General features: G+C 57.1%; 21 protein-coding genes. 6 read left to right on the forward strand and 15 right to left on the reverse strand.

All coding sequences use genetic code 11. The features are described from left to right. Nucleotides 1-46: 46 nt before the first annotated feature. Together O9Z63_RS20675 and O9Z63_RS20680 are read left to right on the forward strand one after the other, a co-directional pair. Nucleotides 47-484 (forward strand): hypothetical protein, encoded by a 438-nt coding sequence (locus O9Z63_RS20675; protein WP_270129344.1) that lies wholly within the window; start codon nt 47-49, stop codon nt 482-484. A 216-nt stretch (nt 485-700) separates the two neighbouring features. Further along, the gene (locus tag O9Z63_RS20680) at nt 701-1,114 is read left to right on the forward strand and encodes a hypothetical protein (protein ID WP_270129346.1); all 414 of its coding nucleotides are present in this window, start codon (nt 701-703) and stop codon (nt 1,112-1,114) included. A 443-nt stretch (nt 1,115-1,557) separates the two neighbouring features. On the opposite strand, the gene O9Z63_RS20685 is transcribed toward O9Z63_RS20680, so the two are convergent. From O9Z63_RS20685 to O9Z63_RS20705, 5 genes are all read right to left on the reverse strand, one after another. Beyond that, entirely contained in the window at nt 1,558-2,205 is a 648-nt protein-coding gene (locus tag O9Z63_RS20685) for an SMI1/KNR4 family protein (protein WP_270129348.1), read from the reverse strand. Between the two features lie 104 nt (nt 2,206-2,309). Next, on the reverse strand, nt 2,310-2,816 hold the full coding sequence (locus O9Z63_RS20690) for a hypothetical protein (protein WP_270129350.1): 507 nt from the start codon (nt 2,814-2,816) through the stop codon (nt 2,310-2,312). A 183-nt stretch (nt 2,817-2,999) separates the two neighbouring features. Next, a complete protein-coding gene (locus O9Z63_RS20695; protein ID WP_270129351.1) occupies nt 3,000-4,571 on the reverse strand; it encodes a hypothetical protein in 1,572 nt (523 codons plus the stop codon). A 50-nt stretch (nt 4,572-4,621) separates the two neighbouring features. Then, entirely contained in the window at nt 4,622-6,232 is a 1,611-nt protein-coding gene (locus O9Z63_RS20700) for a hypothetical protein (protein ID WP_270129353.1), read from the reverse strand. A gap of 372 nt (nt 6,233-6,604) precedes the next feature. After that, a complete protein-coding gene (locus tag O9Z63_RS20705; protein ID WP_270129354.1) occupies nt 6,605-7,027 on the reverse strand; it encodes a hypothetical protein in 423 nt (140 codons plus the stop codon). Between the two features lie 486 nt (nt 7,028-7,513). Between O9Z63_RS20705 and O9Z63_RS20710 the strand changes: the two genes are divergently transcribed. After that, on the forward strand, nt 7,514-8,053 hold the full coding sequence (locus O9Z63_RS20710) for a DUF6252 family protein (protein ID WP_270129355.1): 540 nt from the start codon (nt 7,514-7,516) through the stop codon (nt 8,051-8,053). A gap of 70 nt (nt 8,054-8,123) precedes the next feature. Here O9Z63_RS20710 and O9Z63_RS20715 read toward each other — a convergent pair whose 3' ends face one another. The 3 genes from O9Z63_RS20715 to O9Z63_RS20720 all read right to left on the reverse strand — a co-directional run bounded on the left by O9Z63_RS20715 (nt 8,124) and on the right by O9Z63_RS20720 (nt 10,041). After that, nucleotides 8,124-8,561, reverse strand: a complete 438-nt coding sequence (locus O9Z63_RS20715) for a hypothetical protein (RefSeq protein WP_270129357.1) — start codon at nt 8,559-8,561, stop codon at nt 8,124-8,126. A 102-nt stretch (nt 8,562-8,663) separates the two neighbouring features. Next, nucleotides 8,664-9,029, reverse strand: a complete 366-nt coding sequence (locus O9Z63_RS21225; RefSeq protein WP_408613944.1) for a hypothetical protein — start codon at nt 9,027-9,029, stop codon at nt 8,664-8,666. Between the two features lie 382 nt (nt 9,030-9,411). Continuing rightward, nucleotides 9,412-10,041: a hypothetical protein gene (locus O9Z63_RS20720; protein ID WP_270129359.1), complete on the reverse strand. Its 630-nt coding sequence runs from the start codon at nt 10,039-10,041 to the stop codon at nt 9,412-9,414. A gap of 150 nt (nt 10,042-10,191) precedes the next feature. Here O9Z63_RS20720 and O9Z63_RS20725 point away from each other — a divergent pair, with 150 nt between their 5' ends. Next, entirely contained in the window at nt 10,192-10,566 is a 375-nt protein-coding gene (locus O9Z63_RS20725) for a hypothetical protein (RefSeq protein WP_270129361.1), read from the forward strand. 40 nt (nt 10,567-10,606) lie between these two features. Here the strand turns inward: O9Z63_RS20725 and O9Z63_RS20730 are convergent, their stop codons facing one another. The 4 genes from O9Z63_RS20730 to O9Z63_RS20745 form a co-directional block, all read right to left on the reverse strand. Continuing rightward, complete coding sequence (locus O9Z63_RS20730) at nt 10,607-10,942, reverse strand: DUF6678 family protein (RefSeq protein WP_270129362.1); 336 nt, start codon at nt 10,940-10,942, stop codon at nt 10,607-10,609. Nucleotides 10,943-11,048: 106 nt separating this feature from the next. Next, complete coding sequence (locus tag O9Z63_RS20735; protein WP_270129363.1) at nt 11,049-11,465, reverse strand: hypothetical protein; 417 nt, start codon at nt 11,463-11,465, stop codon at nt 11,049-11,051. A gap of 43 nt (nt 11,466-11,508) precedes the next feature. Next, nucleotides 11,509-12,282: a tetratricopeptide repeat protein gene (locus O9Z63_RS20740; protein ID WP_270129364.1), complete on the reverse strand. Its 774-nt coding sequence runs from the start codon at nt 12,280-12,282 to the stop codon at nt 11,509-11,511. Between the two features lie 41 nt (nt 12,283-12,323). Further along, entirely contained in the window at nt 12,324-13,232 is a 909-nt protein-coding gene (locus O9Z63_RS20745) for an ADP-ribosylglycohydrolase family protein (protein ID WP_270129366.1), read from the reverse strand. A 300-nt stretch (nt 13,233-13,532) separates the two neighbouring features. On the opposite strand from O9Z63_RS20745, the gene O9Z63_RS20750 reads away from it, so the two are divergent. After that, on the forward strand, nt 13,533-14,765 hold the full coding sequence (locus O9Z63_RS20750; RefSeq protein WP_270129368.1) for a ligand-binding sensor domain-containing protein: 1,233 nt from the start codon (nt 13,533-13,535) through the stop codon (nt 14,763-14,765). A gap of 59 nt (nt 14,766-14,824) precedes the next feature. Here O9Z63_RS20750 and O9Z63_RS20755 read toward each other — a convergent pair whose 3' ends face one another. Beyond that, a complete protein-coding gene (locus O9Z63_RS20755; protein ID WP_270129370.1) occupies nt 14,825-15,142 on the reverse strand; it encodes a hypothetical protein in 318 nt (105 codons plus the stop codon). Nucleotides 15,143-15,196: 54 nt separating this feature from the next. Then, the gene (locus O9Z63_RS20760) at nt 15,197-15,529 is read right to left on the reverse strand and encodes a DUF6984 family protein (RefSeq protein WP_270129371.1); all 333 of its coding nucleotides are present in this window, start codon (nt 15,527-15,529) and stop codon (nt 15,197-15,199) included. A 100-nt stretch (nt 15,530-15,629) separates the two neighbouring features. Between O9Z63_RS20760 and O9Z63_RS20765 the strand changes: the two genes are divergently transcribed. Continuing rightward, entirely contained in the window at nt 15,630-15,779 is a 150-nt protein-coding gene (locus O9Z63_RS20765; RefSeq protein WP_270129373.1) for a hypothetical protein, read from the forward strand. 653 nt (nt 15,780-16,432) lie between these two features. Here O9Z63_RS20765 and O9Z63_RS20770 read toward each other — a convergent pair. After that, on the reverse strand, nt 16,433-17,080 hold the full coding sequence (locus O9Z63_RS20770) for a T9SS type A sorting domain-containing protein (RefSeq protein WP_270129374.1): 648 nt from the start codon (nt 17,078-17,080) through the stop codon (nt 16,433-16,435). Between the last annotated feature and the right edge of the window lie 73 nt (nt 17,081-17,153).

The following is a 17,153-nucleotide window of genomic DNA, read 5'->3' on the forward strand; positions in this document are numbered from 1 at the left end:
TGGCGAATCCGACCGTTTTCCTAAGCCCAGTGAGGTAGCTTGCGCCATGCGCTTTCTAAACAGCTTTTCCGCTGGCCACCGCTGGGTGGCGACCCGATATGCCGTAGTATGGCTGCTGCTCTTCGTGCTCGGTAGCAGCTTGTCGGCTTGCATGGACTTCTTCACCCGAGAAACGCCCATTTACGGCCCGTATTACGTCGCCCATGACCCGTCAGGGGCCGGCTACAGCCTCTTTTACCGGGGCCCTAACGGTGTAGACTATGACCGTTTTCAAGACGTTTCCCGGGTCGGCCACAAAGCCGGGTACGTGTTTATCCAATCCGGGCCCCGTTACTATTGGTTTGCCGTCCGCAATGACCGGAATACCGACCCTGGGGACCCCGCCATTCAGGCCTTAATCAGCAAACCCCTCACGCCCGCGCAGTTCCAGCGGTTGACCGACAGCTTGGGCACCGGTCCCATTGCGTTTCAATTTCAAGACTGAAGCGCACGTTACCGCGACCTAGTACCAATCTAAATGCTCCCTTGCTTGAACCACCGTTTTCTTGAATGAAATACTTAGCGCTATCGACTCTAAAGCCCGACGATTTGCGGTTATCATTGCCGCATGAGAATATATGAACTTGTCAGGGGAGCATTGTGGAGCGTTTCGCTACTACTGTCGGCTTGCAAAAGCGCGAGCCCAGCCGATCAGGTTGGGTTGGAGCATACGCTAGCCACCCCCAGGGAGAAGCCCTCGATTCTTGGCGTGTGGTATTTGCAAACTGTTTATATCGAAGGCCAGCTCAGCAATGACAGCACGCCCTTTAGCAACGTCGTAGAGGTAAAGCCAGGGGCCAACGGCCACATGTACACGAAGGACCATAAAGCGCTCCATCTCGTCTATGGGAACATACTCGACGAGAATTCTTACCGAGCATTCGGAGATAGTTTGATCGTCTTCGATAGCGCCAATGTCTACCGCGAACGCATACTGGATCTCACGCCGACACGCTTAGTCAAGGTCCTCGTCACGGATAAACCCGAAGGCTACTTCAAAACCACCACCACGTTTAAACGAACTTCCTTAAAAGAGTTAAAAAACTTAAGGCAGCGATTTCTAAGCAGCGAGTAGTAATTGCGTCCAGACTTTGAGTTTGAAAAAGTAGCTCTACTACTCGAATCACCGTTTAATTAAACCCGTCCTGTCGCAAGGTTATGGGACGGCTGGTCCACGCCGGTAAATGCCGTGGGCTTGGGCAAGTCGCTACGACGTCTCTTCCTGCTGTTGCATTTCTGTACGTTTGCCTCTGCGTATCCACGCCACGACGAGCCATAGCAATCCAACATTAGCCAGTATTGCTGCAGCAAAGAAATAGTCTGTTTCGACGGGAATATTGTGGCCACTAGCATACGCCATAGCCCATAGCAAGCACCAACCCAGCAGCGATAGGCTCAATAGACACGCTAACACCAACAAAAAATATCTCATCCCTTTTTGCGCTTATAGTTTAGGTAAAGAAACCCCTCATTTAAGCGATTCTGACCGTTTGATTGAATTGGAATGCTACGCAACGCTCATCGGGCTTCCTCTTCGCTGGTCCAATAGTTGGGGTTTCGTTCTCGGTCTGGAAACTCCTCCGCGTCATTCACATGGGTGGTTCGGGCGAAGGCGTCTTTTATTAGCCAGCCCTGAAGCGTATCCGTCCAGAGCGAGCCGTAAACATCGGGTTGCGGATTGCGTCGCGTCGGGGAAACCGGCGTCAGGAAATACACCGGATTTGTCTTCCGGTCGATAATTAGAAAATAAAAGTCGTTGATTGGGAAGATAAAGGGGATGGCCTTTTCTTTCATCCGGTCAAGGGTGAGGCCCTTGATGGCCAAGAGTTCCGCAATGCGCTGCTGGATGTAGGGCAGGTGTTCGGGGTAAGAAAAATAGATGGGCGCAAAGTCATAGGGGGTGCCGCATTCCCCGTACACGTTGACCCCCGGCACAGTCGTACCATTCATGACCCGGTAAAAGGCTCGCAATTCTTCCGGAAAATCGAATCCCAAGGCCGCTTGAAACGCCTCGAGTGCGGGCTCGGTCAACCCCGGCCGCCAGTGCGTTCCTGGTTGGTGCTGTAGCCCGTAGGCCTCGACGTCCAGCTGTAGTTCGGCAAAATGTCGCTCGCTGTGGTATTTGAACCAACGCATGAATTCACCGGGAACGGCGGGGTACTCCATAACACCTTACCAAGAGAGATTATCTTCCAAGAATACGCTCGTTTACTTTCCGACCGTTTCACTAAACCTTTAGGGGTTCTGGTTTCAACTTCTGGCCAGGGGTGTTAGTCCATGCGCGGCTTGCGGTCCAGCCATATGGGTTGTAGCGGCAGGCCCAGCACCTGTTGCACCGCCCGGTGGGCGTGCAAGCCATTGGAGCGGTCGTCGACCACCGACCAGCGGGCGCCCCACTCCAGCGCGTACAGGTCCGCGGGAAAGTGCGTACCAACGGCCGTGTGGTGGTAAATGCGCCGTAGCACGTTATCAAGTTGGGCCAGTTGGCGGACCCGCGGCCGGTGGCTCTGGGCCAGCACCCGAGCCTGCGGGCGGTAACGGCGGTAGAACGCCGCCGCGCCGGCAGAGCCTTCCCACACAGCCGTTTCGGCGGTGGGGTAGACCAGTTGCGCGGCGTGCACGGAATCGCCGCGCGCCACGACGCGGACGCCGTAGTGCACGGCCGCCGCGTGGGCGTAGTACATCGGATAGCTGAAGTAGAGCGTGTCCCCGGCGGTGAAGGCCCCGAGCCGGAGCGTGTCGCCGTACACGGCCAACGGCGTGGCCGGGGAAGGCAATCGGGCCGGACGCCCCCCGGCGCACGCCCAGAGCAGGGTTACCCCTGCAGCTGCGGCCAACAAACGGGCCCACGCGAATTGAGAATACCACACGTGCATAGAAGCGAGGGCGCAAAAAGAGAGACGAGAAAATTACGCTCGTTTCCCTTAACATACTACTTATTCCGTTTTCTAAGCACGCCCTTATTTCAGGGGCTGGAGCTGGTAGCGCAGCATCTTGCGGCTGATTTCGTAGCGGTACACCAACACCTGGCCGCGGGGACCAACCACGAAATTGGCCAATTGGTCAGGCTGATAGTTCACCACGGGCGGACCCTGCGGACCGTTCACGGCTTTGTTCACGGCTTCGACGCCGGTGTTCAGCTTCTGCTGCAGCGAACCAAGCCGGCCGGTCAGCCGGTCCAGGGCCGGGCTGCTGGCCATGGGCGGTGTGGCCGAGTAGGCCGGCAGCTCGGGCAACTTTTCGGCTTCGGTCAGCGCGCGCGTGGCGGAGCGCGTGGGCGTGTTGGCGAGCACCGTGGCGTAGGCATAAGCCTGGTTGCCCTCTACCCCGGTGTAGACCAGGGTGGGCTCGCCCTGCCGGCCAATGACGCCACGGTAGCTGCTCAGGCGCTGCTCAGCGGGCGTGCCAAGGGTTTTGAAGGTGCGCGCCACCGGGTAGACGGTGGCCGCCCCCCCGGCCGCCGCGGGGTAGGTCAGCACCACAAACGGGCCCGGCTGCGCAGCACCGTATTCGGCCACCAGCGTGGCGTCGGCGCCGGTGGTGGTCAGCAGCTCCAGGAGGCGGAAGCTGCCCTTGCCCTCGTACAGGCGGCGGCCCAGCGCCGGCTCTCCGGTCGCTGCGGCTAGTTCCGCCCAGGGCGTCAGGGTAGGGGCAACGGCCTGCCCGTCGGCGCGGTACGCCGTCATGAATACGCCCAGCACGCTGTCCCGGCGCGTGGCCTGGGGCTGGGTATACACGCCGGCGGCCACCACGCGGCCGTCGGCCAGGGGCAGCAGCTGCGTGGGCAGGAGCGTGAACTTGTCCTGGCGAACTGGCGTGCGGAACAGCATCTTGCCGGTGCCGCGGTCCAGGCCCAGCACGGCCAGGTCCGTGACGCCCCGTTGCTTGGGCGTGTTGGGGTTCACGGTGTAGGAATCAGACAACACCAAGGTGATGAGGTCCTTGCTCACGGCCACTTGCAGGGGCACGTGCTGGCGCAAGTCGGCGGGGAAATACATCCGCGACCACTGGGTTTTGAGGTCTTTGTCGAGCACCGTCACCGTGTAGCCCGCCGTGTCCCGGCGGAAGGGTTGCACGAGACAGAACCCCTCCGTGGGCGTCATGGCGATCAGGGGACGGCCGGTGGGCACACGGCGACGGTCCGGCTCGGCCACCAGATCACGGCGGAGCTGGGCCCCGGTTTGCGGATTAAAGGTGTAGAGCGACAGCCGGGCCGCGCTCTGGTCATGGAAGGGCAGCGCAAACGTCGTCTTGCCGTCCAGGCGGGGTAGCATCGCGGCGCCCACGGGCACGGGCAACGCATACTGGTGCCGCACGTTCAGGGCGGGGTCGAGCAGGCGCAGGGCATAGATGTCCTGCCCCTCTTCTCCCGCTTCACTGCGGTAGAACAACGCGTAGCCCTGATCGTCGAGTGGCAGCACCTGGGGCGGCTGGGGCACGCCGCGAATTTCCTGCATCTGTTGGGCTTGGCTGGCCAAGGGCAGCAGTACGGCTAGGAAAGCCAGAAAGAAGAGGCGGATAGGAGGTTTCATGATAGAGAAGCAGGCAATAAACCGGAATAGATCAAGCAGGTAGTCCTTCGCTAGTTGCCGGGTACGTCCAGCACTTGCAGGTGCAGGCGGGACGTGGCCGGATCGTAGTGGCTGTAGAGAAACTTGCCGGGCGCGTGCGGCAGTACTTCGTCAAAGAAGAGCGCGGCGGGGGCGTAGTCGATGGCGCCGGCGATGTCGTTGGAGTAGGTGCGCACGGTGAGCTCGCCCAGGTCGGGTCCCCCGGGCACGGCGGGTTGGTCGAGGTAGCGGCGGGTGAAAAGGTTGTCGCGCGCGTCGGTGGCCGGCTTCAGGCTGTTGACGTAGAGCAAGCCCTGGTGCCAGTTGAAGAATACCACTTCGGGCAGCTTCGCCGGGTCGCGTTGGTAGAGAAAGCGGTAGGCGTACACGGTTTTGTTGTTGAACTCGGCGTTGCCGCCCCCGCCTACTGCCTGGTCGCTGTAAATTTTGTACGGCTTGGGAATGCGCCGCAGCGATTCCAGCTGTCCTTGGGCCGTAAACTGGAACACGACGAAGTCAAGGATGTCGCGGCGCAGGGGGCCGGGGCCCGCCGTGCCGTTCAGGCCCGGGGCCCGCACCCCGCCCGCCGCCTCGTACTGCGGGTCGGTGAAGCTGAAGGTTTTAAAGGTTTCGCCCAGCAGCGCGTAGCCGCCACCCGGCCGGGGCAGGAAGGCGTGCACCTTCACGCCGGGTGTCTCGCCCACGGTAAACTGCGGCAACGTGGAGCGGGTGTTGAGCTTGCCGGCCAAGTCCTGGGCGTAGCTCAGGCGGGTCAGAAAATCCGGCTTGCCATCGGGGCCCAGGGCCAGCGTGAACAAGCCGCCACGCGGGGGCATGTTGGCCGAAGAAACAGAGACCAGGGGCGTTTTCTGCGCGGTCTCCGCGTAGGTGCCGGTCAACAGCAGGTGGCCGTTCGAGCCGAGACCGGCGAAGGTGGGTGTGAGCGACGTGGCCTCGGCCGGCAGATCCTGGTGCAGTTGCTCGGCGCCGGTGGGCCCGTCCAGGCACACCACTTCGAAGGTGCCCTTGGTGTGGTCGGCGACGACGTACACGTGGGCGGCATCGGCCTGGGCAAAGCGCACGCGGTACTTGCCTTTCTCGGGGGCGTAGTCCTTTTTCCACTTCACGCTCAAATCCGGGCCGTAGCGGGCCACCGCGTAACCGGTGTTGCCGGAATCGAAGGGGTACGCCAGATAAAAATCACCGTTCCCGGCCGGCATAATCACGGCCTGGCTCATCCATACGTCGTTGGCCGGGAAGCGCACTTCCTTGAACTTCTGCCCCGTGGCGTCGACGGTCAGTAACAACCCTTCTTTGCCGGTGAAAAAGTAAAACACGGCCTGGTCGCCCACCATGCGGGCATCGCCTTGGTACCAGTTGCGGCCCAGGCGCACGTCGGTGGTGCCTTTCTTTTGCAGGTTACGGCCGTATACCTCGAGGTGAAACAGGTCGTAGACGTTGCGCTCCTGCCGCAGCATGAAGTACACCTGCCCCTCCACGGTTCGAAAGCCCCGGTAATAACTCGCTCCCAAGTCGGAGATGGTCGCTTCCTGGGCGGCAGCGGGCAGCGCCGCGAGAGAGAAGGCGCCAAGGACGATAAAGCCGCTGCGTAGCACCAGCCGCTGGAGATAAGAACCAATCATAAAAGCGCGGTAGAAAAGGAGGATAAAAAGCGGTTTAAAAAGAATAAAGCGGCCTAGCTATACAGGCAGTTGCCAAAGATAGCTAACAACTTGGGATGCCGTTGACTGCGTGAAATAGCTCGGGTGCCCCTCACTTCTCCGTTGCTGGAGCGCCATTACGGCGGCGGTACCCAGGCAGGGCCCTTTTCCAATGGTTCTTTCTGGGCTGCCTGGCTATGGCCGCGAGTTCATCCGGTACGAGGCCGAGGCCTCGACCGAGTGGAAGCAACGCGGTATGACATAGAAGAGCAAAGAATTCACTCCTTATTTCGAACAGCGCGCGTTTAAGCCAGGACCGTTTCGCTGAACCTACTCGGCAGTTTGGCAACGCTCCTATTCGTAACGGAGGGATATACCACTGCTGCCACCTTTTGCGTCATATACAACCTCCACGGTGCCCCATGGGAAACGCCCTTCATGTCCCAGCTCGTCGCGTACCCACTGCTTGTACTCCCCCAGTCGCTGCCGTTCGGCGCTTTCCGACCACGTATCCCAGCTGCTGGATAATTCAAGTCGGGTGGGCGAAAAAACCAAATGGACTTGCCTTAAGCGGTTGTTATAAAAGGCAAACCCAACAGAGAAGTACTGACTTTCCTTGTGTACGTTCTGAGCCCTCAACCATGTCCACCCGGTGCCCATCTCCTGCACCTGATGGCCCTCGCCTAGCGCAAGAGAGGCAACCGTCTCTAGCTGATCGCCGACGCAGACACGCACCGACAGGGCAAAAATCAAGTCTCCGGTTGAGCGGTCAATCATGCCAGTAAAGAAACGCTCGTTTACTTACATTTCACACCTTCCCATACTTAACCTTTGCCATCGACTCGACACGTCGATGTATCTATTTCGCCTGCCTTAAATGAGAAAAATGGCCGTATTTGCACTCATATCGATAATCCTTGTCCCTTTAGTGTACATGCGGTTTTCACAAAGCAAAAGCTTCTCGTGGGGGTGGTTCTGGGGTGCTGCCGGCCTCTTCTTAATTTCGCTTCTGTTGGAACAATACAAGGGTAGGATCCGAGAAAAGTAGATTGTCGAGAGGATAATAACAGCCTCAGGACAGCAATAGCGGCCGTCAGAACGGGCAGAATATAGGTTCACGAAACTCATTTGCTAGTGCGGTTTTCTGTACTTAGCTAATTGAACCAGTTTACTGAACTCAATCTGGACATTGTAGTGGGTTTAGAGGGCAAGCTAGCTCCCACAAGTAGCGGTTCACTGAAAGGAGCATTTTAACTTTCAATCATGCGCAAACTTCTGCTTTACTCCGCTTGCCTGCTGCTCACCCAGTGCTCGAAGTGCAAAGACAACGACCCCACGCCTGAAGAGCAGCTGCCCCCCGCCACCCAAACCGGCGCCAACACATTCGGCTGCCTCGTCAACGGGCAACCATGGACACCGCAGGGTAGTGATGGTACAGCTAATTACACGGTATCGTACGATCTATTTCCAAGCGGGGGAATACTAAATATTAGTACATACAGAATCTCTGGTCAGGGGGGCAATGATTTCCAGACCATTGCTCTCTGGGCAAAAGAAATACAGAGCCCAAATACTTTTTCTATTCAAAACTCATCAACTGCTGCCGCAAGTTTTCTAGACCGGAAGACTAACTGTTACTGGAGTAGCACTGATGCTACCCTTACTTACCGCCGCGGCACACTCACTATCACGCGGCTGGACCTGCAAGCTGGCATCGTTTCCGGCACTTTCGCCTTTACACTTTACAAGCCGGGCTGCGATTCCATCCGCGTCACCAATGGTCGCTTCGATTACAAGCTGTGACTAATTATTGATAGACGTGTTCACGAAAACGGTGGGTCGGTGAACACGGCCCGTTAAAAGATAGGAGGAGTTAATTTGCCGCAGGGAGCGCCACAAGGTTGTACACGGTAAAGTGGACACAAGAAGAATCGACTCGCCCCGCTTGGTTAAGCTGCCATAACGATTTACCGGTATGCAACGCATCGTGCTTGGGTGAGTACCTGACCAGCAACGAGAGGCTCTTGAGAAGCCCCGTTTTCGGCAATTGGTCTAATCGAATCAGGCTGTCGGTTCGCGTGTAGTGGCCGGTCACTACGTCCGAGGAGAGAAACGCCGCGCTCTCGTAACGAAACGTCCCGTTGGCTCGAAATTCCAGCATTGTGCCGCTCACCCCGGATTTGTAGGAAGCAAACAACACGACGGAGCTGGGCGGGGCTTCTGGCACGAGGTAGCGTAAGAGTGCGTAGCCAACAAATGCCAGCGATGAGAGCCCGATAAACCAGATAAAGACTGAGAAAAATTTATTCACGTGGCAAAGTAGTGCTGCATGAGGCGCAGAATAGGGCAGGGAGCATCCTGTTCCGGAAAACGGTCCGAGTAGCAAAACGAGGGGTGAGTCATCCGCCGTTGGCTATTGCCATAGCTTGTGCTCGGTGACCTTTACGCGTAGCTTGCCCAGCCTGTATCGACCATGGACGCCGCTAAAACAATCGAGTAAAATCACATGACCATGGGGTACCAAAGCGACTGCTCGTAGTTTCTCCTCCCGTGGCCACTGTCTAAACTCCTCCTCATACTGACAGAAGACGACCTCGCGTAGGCTGTGCATGTCTCTAATACTATTGGGTAGCGATGTAAGGTGATTGTTGGAGAGGTTCAGCACCGCCACGTGTTGCAATAGCCCTACTTGTACGGGCAGTGAATCTAGCTGGCAGGCGGACAGATCTAACCTTTTAAGCTTCCGCAGGTCCTTAATTTTGTAAATGAGGTCTGCCACGTTTAGGTGGGGGTTGCCGGAAACGATCAACGTTTCCAGATTGGTTAACTGCTGAATGCTGGTGGGGAGTGTAGCAATCCCTTACGGGAAAGGAACAACGTTTTCACACTGCGGGGATGAGCAGCTGCGCTATCTAGATTTTCAAAGAAGTGCTTATCAACCACCATCCCGCCTTTCCTGGCGGGGCGTTGACAAGCCCCGAGTAACCACAGGACTACGAGGGCTTGCATGACAGATGCTCCTGGGCTAGGTCGGACTTTGCTATGCTTCACGTGACGGTTAGAAATTTGTGTCAGCTGCGTCTAGTGTTGTAGCGCAAAGTAGTTCGCGGAAACGGTCGGATTCGCCAAAACGAGAGGAATAGTCAACCCGTGCTATCGTGCTACCGAACGTTAAATTCCTTGTCAGTGGCCTGTTGAAGCAGGGCCAACTGGTGCTCCAAGTGGGTAGCCTCGGGCCCAGGGTTGGCAGCAAGCACGTGGTGCAGCGAAAACGAAAAATCTCGGGTTTGAACGTACCATTCGGTGGTGATGAAGGGCACGAGGAAAGCAATCAAGGAAACAGCGGCTGGGTTCGGGTAATTGCCCAAAAATTCGAGCAGGTTGTTTAGGCCCATGTCCTCTTCTGGGGAGTTGCCCATCACGAAGTAGCACGCTTGGATTAGCGCCGCGGAAATGTCTTTCTCCGGCTCCTGGATTTGAAGGCAATTGATGAGAAAGGTGTATTTGTGGCGCTCATTCGCATAGAGCGGCAGAAAGGCATCCGTGAAGGGCAACGCCAGCGGATTGCCCGTGCTGGCAGGTGTTGACCAAGCCAGCAGTTCCTGCTCGATGAAATCATCATAGTTAACGCCCGTTGCGGTCAGCAATTCAAGCAGCGCGTTCCAAACGGCATGATTGCTTGCACGGTATTGGGCATAGTCGTATTTCCACTTGTTGTTCACAAACACGTTCCCGTATCCCACTTCAATGAAAGTGGCAAAGGATTCTTCGAAGCGTTGGATTGCCAGCATAGCGTAATTACTTGAGCATTTGCGGCTGTGAGTACGAAGTAGAAAGGCGGCAAGCTAATTCTCCCCATTCCAGTTCAAGAAAAGGGTTCGAAGGTAAACGCAGCAGCTCAAAAGGAAGGAGTGATAGATTTACTGCCCATTCCTAGTCCAATGTGCCTCACTCCCCACCGCCCCCACTACGTTTGCACCGCAACCGGCATCCACCTGCCCGATAGCCGATGCGTGGCCACTTGGTCGGACATTACCCGCGTCGAGGCAGCCAAACTAGAGGGCGGGGACGAAATTAACGACAACACCTACTATTTGTTTGTCCACGCCCGCGGCCGCGTCCTGAAAACCGATACCACGTGGGAGAACGTCTCAGGATACGCGGCTATTCAGCAGGGACTGGTCGCCTATTTGCCCGGCTTCTCTCCGGATTGGCAACAAGTAGTCGATCGCCGCTTTGCCCAAACAACCCGCTGGAATCTGGTATTTGCCACCTTTTATTACAAGGATAAAGTCGTGGTTTATCCGCTCCCCTAGACTAGGAAAACGGTCGGAATCTCTAAAACGAGGGTTCAGGTTATGCCGGTAGTTTAAGGGGAAGGCATACCCTCAAGTAGTGTCCGGCCGACTCCCACGGTAAGCCAGCGGCGGTTAAGCCGGCTTCGAGCGCTGCCCGATGGTCAGTCCGCCGCTCGGGCACCAACCGGCCCACGTAGGTGGTCGCCACGGGGTTGATTTCGAGCCATTCCACTTCTTCGGTTCGCCATGGCCCCGTGGTGAACATCTCAATGTAGCCCATGACGGGCTCTGACACCCACGCGGACCAGTCTGACGGGGCCGTTGCTTGCCGTAGCAGCAGGCGTACCTGGCAGCCATGCGCGGCGAGCAGGTTGTGAATCGTGTCGATGGTCATCAGGGAACCCCGCGGTTTAGGAGCAGAAAAGGTACGCCTCAGTTCTGACGCACGTTCAGGAAAACGGTCCTGCCCTAAACTTAGGCCCGTTCAAAATTAGGAGGGGTTAACCAGCTAGAATAGAATCGCGGTACGCTTCAAAGCGTCGGAGGGCGACGGGGTCCTCATCGAGTAGCTGTTCGTAAAACGCATCTTCCGCCTGGGCCCAAGGCTCGAAACTGCATATTTGCCGCTCGCCGAGGTTAAGTTCGGCTACCGCCGCCACGCGGGTTTCGGCTCTGTCCCAGCTGTCTGGAAGCCGCCCGTCGACTAGGTCAAACAAAGCGGCCGGAAAGGCGAGCGGGTAACGGTTGGATTCATCTCCTAGCACGAACACAAAATACTGCCCCTCGTACCGAGACACTGCGAGCACTGGGTATAAGGTTCCCTGCGTTAATTCCAGGGCACTGCCGTTAGCCCAGCGGCTGAGCCACTCGTCGTGCAGGATCGGGTCGGGGTGGTCAATAGTACAGCGTACGAGCATAAGAAATGATTAGCACGTTCAAGTAAAGGGTGGTTGAGGCAAATCAGCGTTGCTTTTTTTGTCCCTTCCTGCCGCCTGTATTACAGTACTTCGCGAGGTAGGCCTTCGCTCGTTGATGGTTATAGCGTGCAGCAGCAGCCCAACAAGTACAATAGCTTGTATCCTGTCGGTTAAACTTTAACAAGCCCATGTAAAAGAAGTCGTCTGCATAGTCTGGAAACTGCGTGTCATACGGCCCCAATCCTCCCACTTCATAATCCGCCAGTGCTTGGTCATAGTCCCCGCGTATTACAGCCAAACGGGCACGTTGAAAACGGGCTCTTGGGAACTTGTGGTAGTAGTATATGGCGCTGTCGGTATCAACGAGCGCGGCGATTGTGTCCCCAGCCTTCAACCGTGCCCGTCCCCGATAAAAGTAAAAGTTCTCCATGGGGGTAGAGGGCAAATCGGGTGAGCGGGTTGGGAGGCAGACCGCCAGGGCGGTGGTGTAGTCACGGATGGCTTCGGGCAGGTGGTTTGTTGCCTCTAATACTTCGCCCCGGTCACCAAAAAGATACCCGCTGTTGTAGGTTGGCTCCAAAGCAATGGCTTGGGTAAAGTCCGCAATAGCCTTTTCCGGTTGGTTAGTTTTGGCGTATTCGTTGCCACGCCGCCAAAGTGCCAGCACGTTGCTGGGCTCATTAGCAAGAGCGTGAGTGTATAGCCGAATAGCTTTCCTTTCGGTAGTTTCTTCGCCTTCCTCGACCAGTTGAGTAACCGATTTATAGGCGCAGCCCCCAGCGATAAGTAGCAGAACACAGCAGAGCGGCCGAATCATCGAGAACATAAGAAAACGGTCGGAATAGCGAAACGAGGGTATTAAACAACGTGCTGCTGGGCAATCTGGAGCACGTTATTTACCCATGCGTAGCCGTCTACCCGAGCAAGCTTTTGGAGCAGTTCCGGGGGGAGATGGTGCGGGCCAAGCAAGGCGCCGGCGATTTGGCCCGCCAGTGAAGCATTAGTGTCGGTATCGCCCCCCGCTGCGATGATGGCTGCGAACGTCTGGCTGAGCCCCAAACGCGGCACCTGCGCCGCGCAGAACAAGGCAAATGGCACTGAATCCACCACGTACCCGCTCGTACCCAGCCGAGCCACGTCGGCAATGGCAGGAGAGCCCGGCAAGGCTTGTATTTCCAGGAGCCGGTCCCGCAACCGCGTGTCCGGGAGTTGCGGCACCAGTAGGTCAAGCAGCGATTCCGGGCCCGTCCACTGTTTGGAAAGCACCGCCCGCAGGGCTAACACTACGGCCAAGGCGCCCACGTACGCGTCGACGTGGCGGTGGGTAATGTGGCAGAAGTCGTGGAGCTCAGCGCGGTCGTACTCTGGCCAGAAGGCAAACGGGGCGATACGCATCGCCGCGCCGTTGCCCGCCCCGTATTCGCCTTCGCGCCCTACGCGGCTCCAGTGCCCGCCGGCCTGCAACTCCCGCAGGGCTTTTAAGGTGCTTGCGCCCAACCCAGTTAGCCTGCCTTGGGCATAGGCCGCCACCAAGTGGTTGGCGAGCGTTGCCGGCGCCAGACGCGGCCCCTGGCACAGGGCTTCCAACGTAACCAGAGTCAACTGGGTATCGTCCGTCAACTGCCACACGGGTCGCCGGGTAGGCGGGGGCTGCAGATAAAAGGTCGTCGGGTCCGGCCCTTTGGGCAGGTTTTCGAAACCACTGCCCCAAGCGTCCCCAATGGCGCCGGCCAAGACACAGCCTGCTAATCGTTCCGGTGTGGTCATACCCAAAGGTGGTGAGGAATCCACCCACATTTACGGGCGCAGGTAGCTACGAACGGAGTTCATTCAAACGGTCGGATTCGCCAAAACGAGCGAATCTTTACGCGGGCACTTATGCAAAAAGGCCGGCTCCAGCATCAGTTAGGTATGTTAACCTTTAAACACCCATCTCTCCTATACCTGCTACTTGGGCTGATGGTGTTGGGAGGACCTCACCCCAACTTAGCACTGAGCGGTCTGCCCCTAAGCGACTCGTCCTGGCAGCCAGGTTTCGAGATGCCGCAGGGTACTAACGGGGAAGTTTTGGCGATGGTCTGGGCCCGGGGCAACCTCTACATCGGTGGCCGCTTTACGGCTGTCGGGGGGGTAGCCGCCCGCAACGTAGCCCGCTGGGACGGCCGTCGCTGGCATAGTCTGGGAAGCGGCAGTGACAATGGTATTAGTGAACCCTACCGCTATGATTACTACAACGGCCGCAAGCACGAGCACGAGTCCATCGTACGAGCGCTCGCCGTCGCGCCCAACGGCGACGTGTACGTGGGCGGTGAATTTAGCCGGGCCGGCCAGGTAGCCGCCACCTGCCTCGCCCGCTGGGACGGCCGCCGCTGGAACCCCGTCGGCAACTTTCTACATTTAGAGGAGGCCATTTCTTTCCAGCTCGATGAGCAGGCAGAGCGGCGCTGGGACACGTATCAGCGCCGCATCTATACGCGTACTTTCCAAAAGCCCTACGTAAGCGAGTCGCCCCGACACCGCGTCGTATTCGCCCTGACGCTCGCGTCCGACGGCACGCTGTATGCTGGGGGAACTTTTCAGTATGCTGCTACTGCCTACCCTGCCGATACCACGGCCAGTAGTGTGGCCCGCTGGGACGGCCGTACCTGGACCGTACCTGGCCACGGTGTGCCGGGCACGGTTCACGCGCTAGCTGCCGCGGCGGATGGCCGGGTGTACGCGGGCGGCGACCTCTGGAGCGGGCAGCGCGCCAATCCGGATGTGCGCGGGCGCGTGGCCTGCTGGGACGGCCGTGCCTGGGTGACGATTGGCACGGCCCATAACTACCTCGGCACTGAAATGGGGTCCGGCATACCCGGTGTCGTACACGCGCTGGCTGTGTTGCCTGATGGCACGCTCTGTGCCGCCGGCAGGGGCGAGAGCTACGAATCGGTCCCCGGTGATACCGCCAGCACGGTGGCGCGCTGGGATGGCCGCGCTTGGCACTATTTCGGGCCGGGCGGGCTCTACCCCTACTCTGCTATCTACGTCTTAGCTTCAACTGCTGATGGCCGCTTGTATGCGGCCGGTCAGTTGGAGGACTCCATGGGCGCCCACCCTCGCCTGCTACGCTGGGACGGCCACAGGTGGCAGCGATTAGGGCTTGCTGCGCCGGCTCCCGCCATTAACACGGTGCAGGCACTGGCCGTGACACCAGCTGGGAAAGTGTTTGCCGGGGGCCACTTTCAGGATAGCAGCGCACACCCGGTAATACATTACTTAGCCCGCTGGGCCCGTCGGCGCTGGAACTACCAGTGGTAGGGTGGAAAGATGGGTTTAGGAAAACGGTCGGAATCGCTAAAACGAGGGTTACTCCATGCCTACTCTTTCCGCCGTTTTTGCTTGAATAGCTCCAATTGCTTGGGAGTAGGCATTTTCCAATATTGAAGGTCTGCTAGGAGTTGCTCTATTTCATCCTGGTCTTGCCCTTTCTCCAACTCTTGCTTGTATTTGCTGTGAATCATGCTGCGCACATGAGCCGCTTCTTTGAATACGCCCCGCGAGAACACATAAGCCATCGTCCATGCTTGGTCCTCAGGGCTTAGATGGTAACGGCTCCCGAGACGGTCTAAGCCCACGACCAGTTTATTCATAAAGGCTAGGAGTTGTAAGGCTTCTGGTTCGGTAAATTCTCTCATAGACTCAATATTGCCCACGTTCACGAAAAGAGTGCCCAGGTAAACGTACTGTGGTTAGTTGCAGGAGGGTATCTGCAAGTTGACGGTAGGAGAAAAGTCGACTTTCCAGACATCCAATTCGTGGAGCTGGCCGTGTTGGTCCACGAGTAAAGTGACCAACACGGACATGCCGTCTTCATCTTTCAGCCACACCTCGGCCACGGCGTCGCCAAAACGGCGTTCTGCGTTTACGCTGGGCGGGTAGAACTGCACGCTTCCCATGCTCCCGTCGCCCATCTCCGTCACCCGCTGCTCGGATAAACAGGGCAATAATTGATCAGCATAAGCCGTGCCCGTGAGGAGCAACGTGACTAAAAAATGCTCTTTTGCAGTAAGGGGACGTGACATGTTCACTCAAACGTTCCGACGGGAAACATGCTCCATTTAGGGTATTATTAAATACCTCAGACTAGAAGGTATTTTCTTATTCGTTTCATAACACCCAACCATGAAAAGCATCAACGTAGTTCTAACACAGGCACGACAGTCAGAAGGCGTGGCAGTGGAGGAAAACTACCTGCATCGCAACAAGCGCGAGGGTACCATTGGCATGATTGAGCGGGAACGTGAGCCGCAGGAGCAGAACATGTTTATGTAAAGGCGTTAGTGCGAGCCCCCTAGCCGCGGCCGCCGTTTACGCACTGTTGTTGAACTTTCACGTGCGGTGGCTGGCACTGGTGGCGATGCCGGCAAAGGCGCTTTCAAAGGGGCTGTGTCTTGCTCGTCTTCGTGCAAGGGGCTGCTCATCAGCTGCGTCAACTGGTCTGACTCAGACGAACTGCCCATACGGGCCGTAAGTCTTGGGCCAAGGTGCTGGTTTGCCTGCCAGCGTAAAAGGCTATCGGCCAGATTCTCTACTGCCTGTGCAATCCTTGGCGGAATGTTTCCAGACGCAGTAGTTGGCAACAGGGGAGATAAGGCGGCCGTGAGTTCGGCTAGAAGTGCCTGTTTCGATGGTTTCACTTGCGTAGGTACTGATTAACAAGCAAGAGGTTACAGCAATTGATGTCCACCACCTGCCAGCAGTTGTGCTCTGCACGACTACCTAGGTAGGTCCACTTAAATTCTCTGGCTTCTGGTTTTATCATGCTACGTACACTTTCTACCGTGTTTTTCGCAGTATGGGGTTCTTCTTCCAACGGGGCGGATTTACACGCTAAGAATTATATTTTAAAATTAAGACTGGCAAAGCCTACCACGTGTCAGCATGATAGGCTTTGCCATTCTCGTATAACTCTTCGGAGTTAGTGTCTAGCGTGTAACTTGTAAAGTGCGTGTTTCTTTTTGACGACCGTTGCCAGTATGCAAGTGATAGAGGCCTGGAGGCAATTCTCGCAGTGGTAAGCGTACCTTTCCTCGGGCAGCCCGTTTCTCATATATAAGTCTACCCTGGCCGTTATAGAGCACGACATCAAATGCTTCACTTGGTGCCGCTAGATTTTCAACGGTCGTCTCATCTTGAGCGGGATTGGGGTAGACGGCAAAGCGGGTACCGGTTGAGCAGCCGGGCACGTCGATGGTCTGCGAACTGGTGGTTGAGCCACACGCGTTTTGCGTGACCACAGTTACATAGCCTGCGCCTGTCTGAGCCCCAACTTTCACATTAATGGTACCTGTAGAGGCATTGAATCCTCCAAACAGACGCAACGAACCACCGGCACTAACAGAGTAGGTAAACGCTGGATTGAGATTGGTGATTTGAAAGGAACCAGCGAATGTATTGCATCCGTCCAGACCGGAAGGAGCCTGCAGTTCCGCTGCCGGCGGTGCTCCTACGTAGATGGTGCGCGTGACTACAAAATTCCCGCAATTACCGGAAACAGTAGCCCGCAGTGTAACGCTGCCACTGGTATTGGCAGTCGCTTGAAATGTAGGAGAAGAGCCGAAGGAGGTAGTCAACACTCCGAAAGGCTGTGCTACCCACTGCACTGTTGCTCCCACGGGCAGGCCAGTAATGGTATATTCAGCCTAT

The sequence above is a fragment of the Hymenobacter yonginensis genome, assembly GCF_027625995.1.
Taxonomy (GTDB): Bacteria; Bacteroidota; Bacteroidia; order Cytophagales; family Hymenobacteraceae; genus Hymenobacter; species Hymenobacter yonginensis.

Bases quoted from the DNA above. Each gene is read 5' to 3' on its own strand.
- O9Z63_RS20720 (WP_270129359.1), bottom strand. From the start codon at position 10,041: ATGCTGGCAATCCAACGCTTCGAAGAATCCTTTGCCACTTTCATTGAA.
- O9Z63_RS20735 (WP_270129363.1), bottom strand. From the start codon at position 11,465: ATGCTCGTACGCTGTACTATTGACCACCCCGACCCGATCCTGCACGAC.
- O9Z63_RS20685 (WP_270129348.1), bottom strand. From the start codon at position 2,205: ATGGAGTACCCCGCCGTTCCCGGTGAATTCATGCGTTGGTTCAAATAC.
- O9Z63_RS20765 (WP_270129373.1), top strand. From the start codon at position 15,630: ATGAAAAGCATCAACGTAGTTCTAACACAGGCACGACAGTCAGAAGGC.
- O9Z63_RS20700 (WP_270129353.1), bottom strand. From the start codon at position 6,232: ATGATTGGTTCTTATCTCCAGCGGCTGGTGCTACGCAGCGGCTTTATC.
- O9Z63_RS20760 (WP_270129371.1), bottom strand. From the start codon at position 15,529: ATGTCACGTCCCCTTACTGCAAAAGAGCATTTTTTAGTCACGTTGCTC.
- O9Z63_RS20705 (WP_270129354.1), bottom strand. From the start codon at position 7,027: ATGATTGACCGCTCAACCGGAGACTTGATTTTTGCCCTGTCGGTGCGT.
- O9Z63_RS20710 (WP_270129355.1), top strand. From the start codon at position 7,514: ATGCGCAAACTTCTGCTTTACTCCGCTTGCCTGCTGCTCACCCAGTGC.
- O9Z63_RS20740 (WP_270129364.1), bottom strand. From the start codon at position 12,282: ATGATTCGGCCGCTCTGCTGTGTTCTGCTACTTATCGCTGGGGGCTGC.
- O9Z63_RS20730 (WP_270129362.1), bottom strand. From the start codon at position 10,942: ATGACCATCGACACGATTCACAACCTGCTCGCCGCGCATGGCTGCCAG.
- O9Z63_RS20675 (WP_270129344.1), top strand. From the start codon at position 47: ATGCGCTTTCTAAACAGCTTTTCCGCTGGCCACCGCTGGGTGGCGACC.
- O9Z63_RS20725 (WP_270129361.1), top strand. From the start codon at position 10,192: ATGTGCCTCACTCCCCACCGCCCCCACTACGTTTGCACCGCAACCGGC.
- O9Z63_RS20695 (WP_270129351.1), bottom strand. From the start codon at position 4,571: ATGAAACCTCCTATCCGCCTCTTCTTTCTGGCTTTCCTAGCCGTACTG.
- O9Z63_RS20755 (WP_270129370.1), bottom strand. From the start codon at position 15,142: ATGAGAGAATTTACCGAACCAGAAGCCTTACAACTCCTAGCCTTTATG.
- O9Z63_RS20745 (WP_270129366.1), bottom strand. From the start codon at position 13,232: ATGACCACACCGGAACGATTAGCAGGCTGTGTCTTGGCCGGCGCCATT.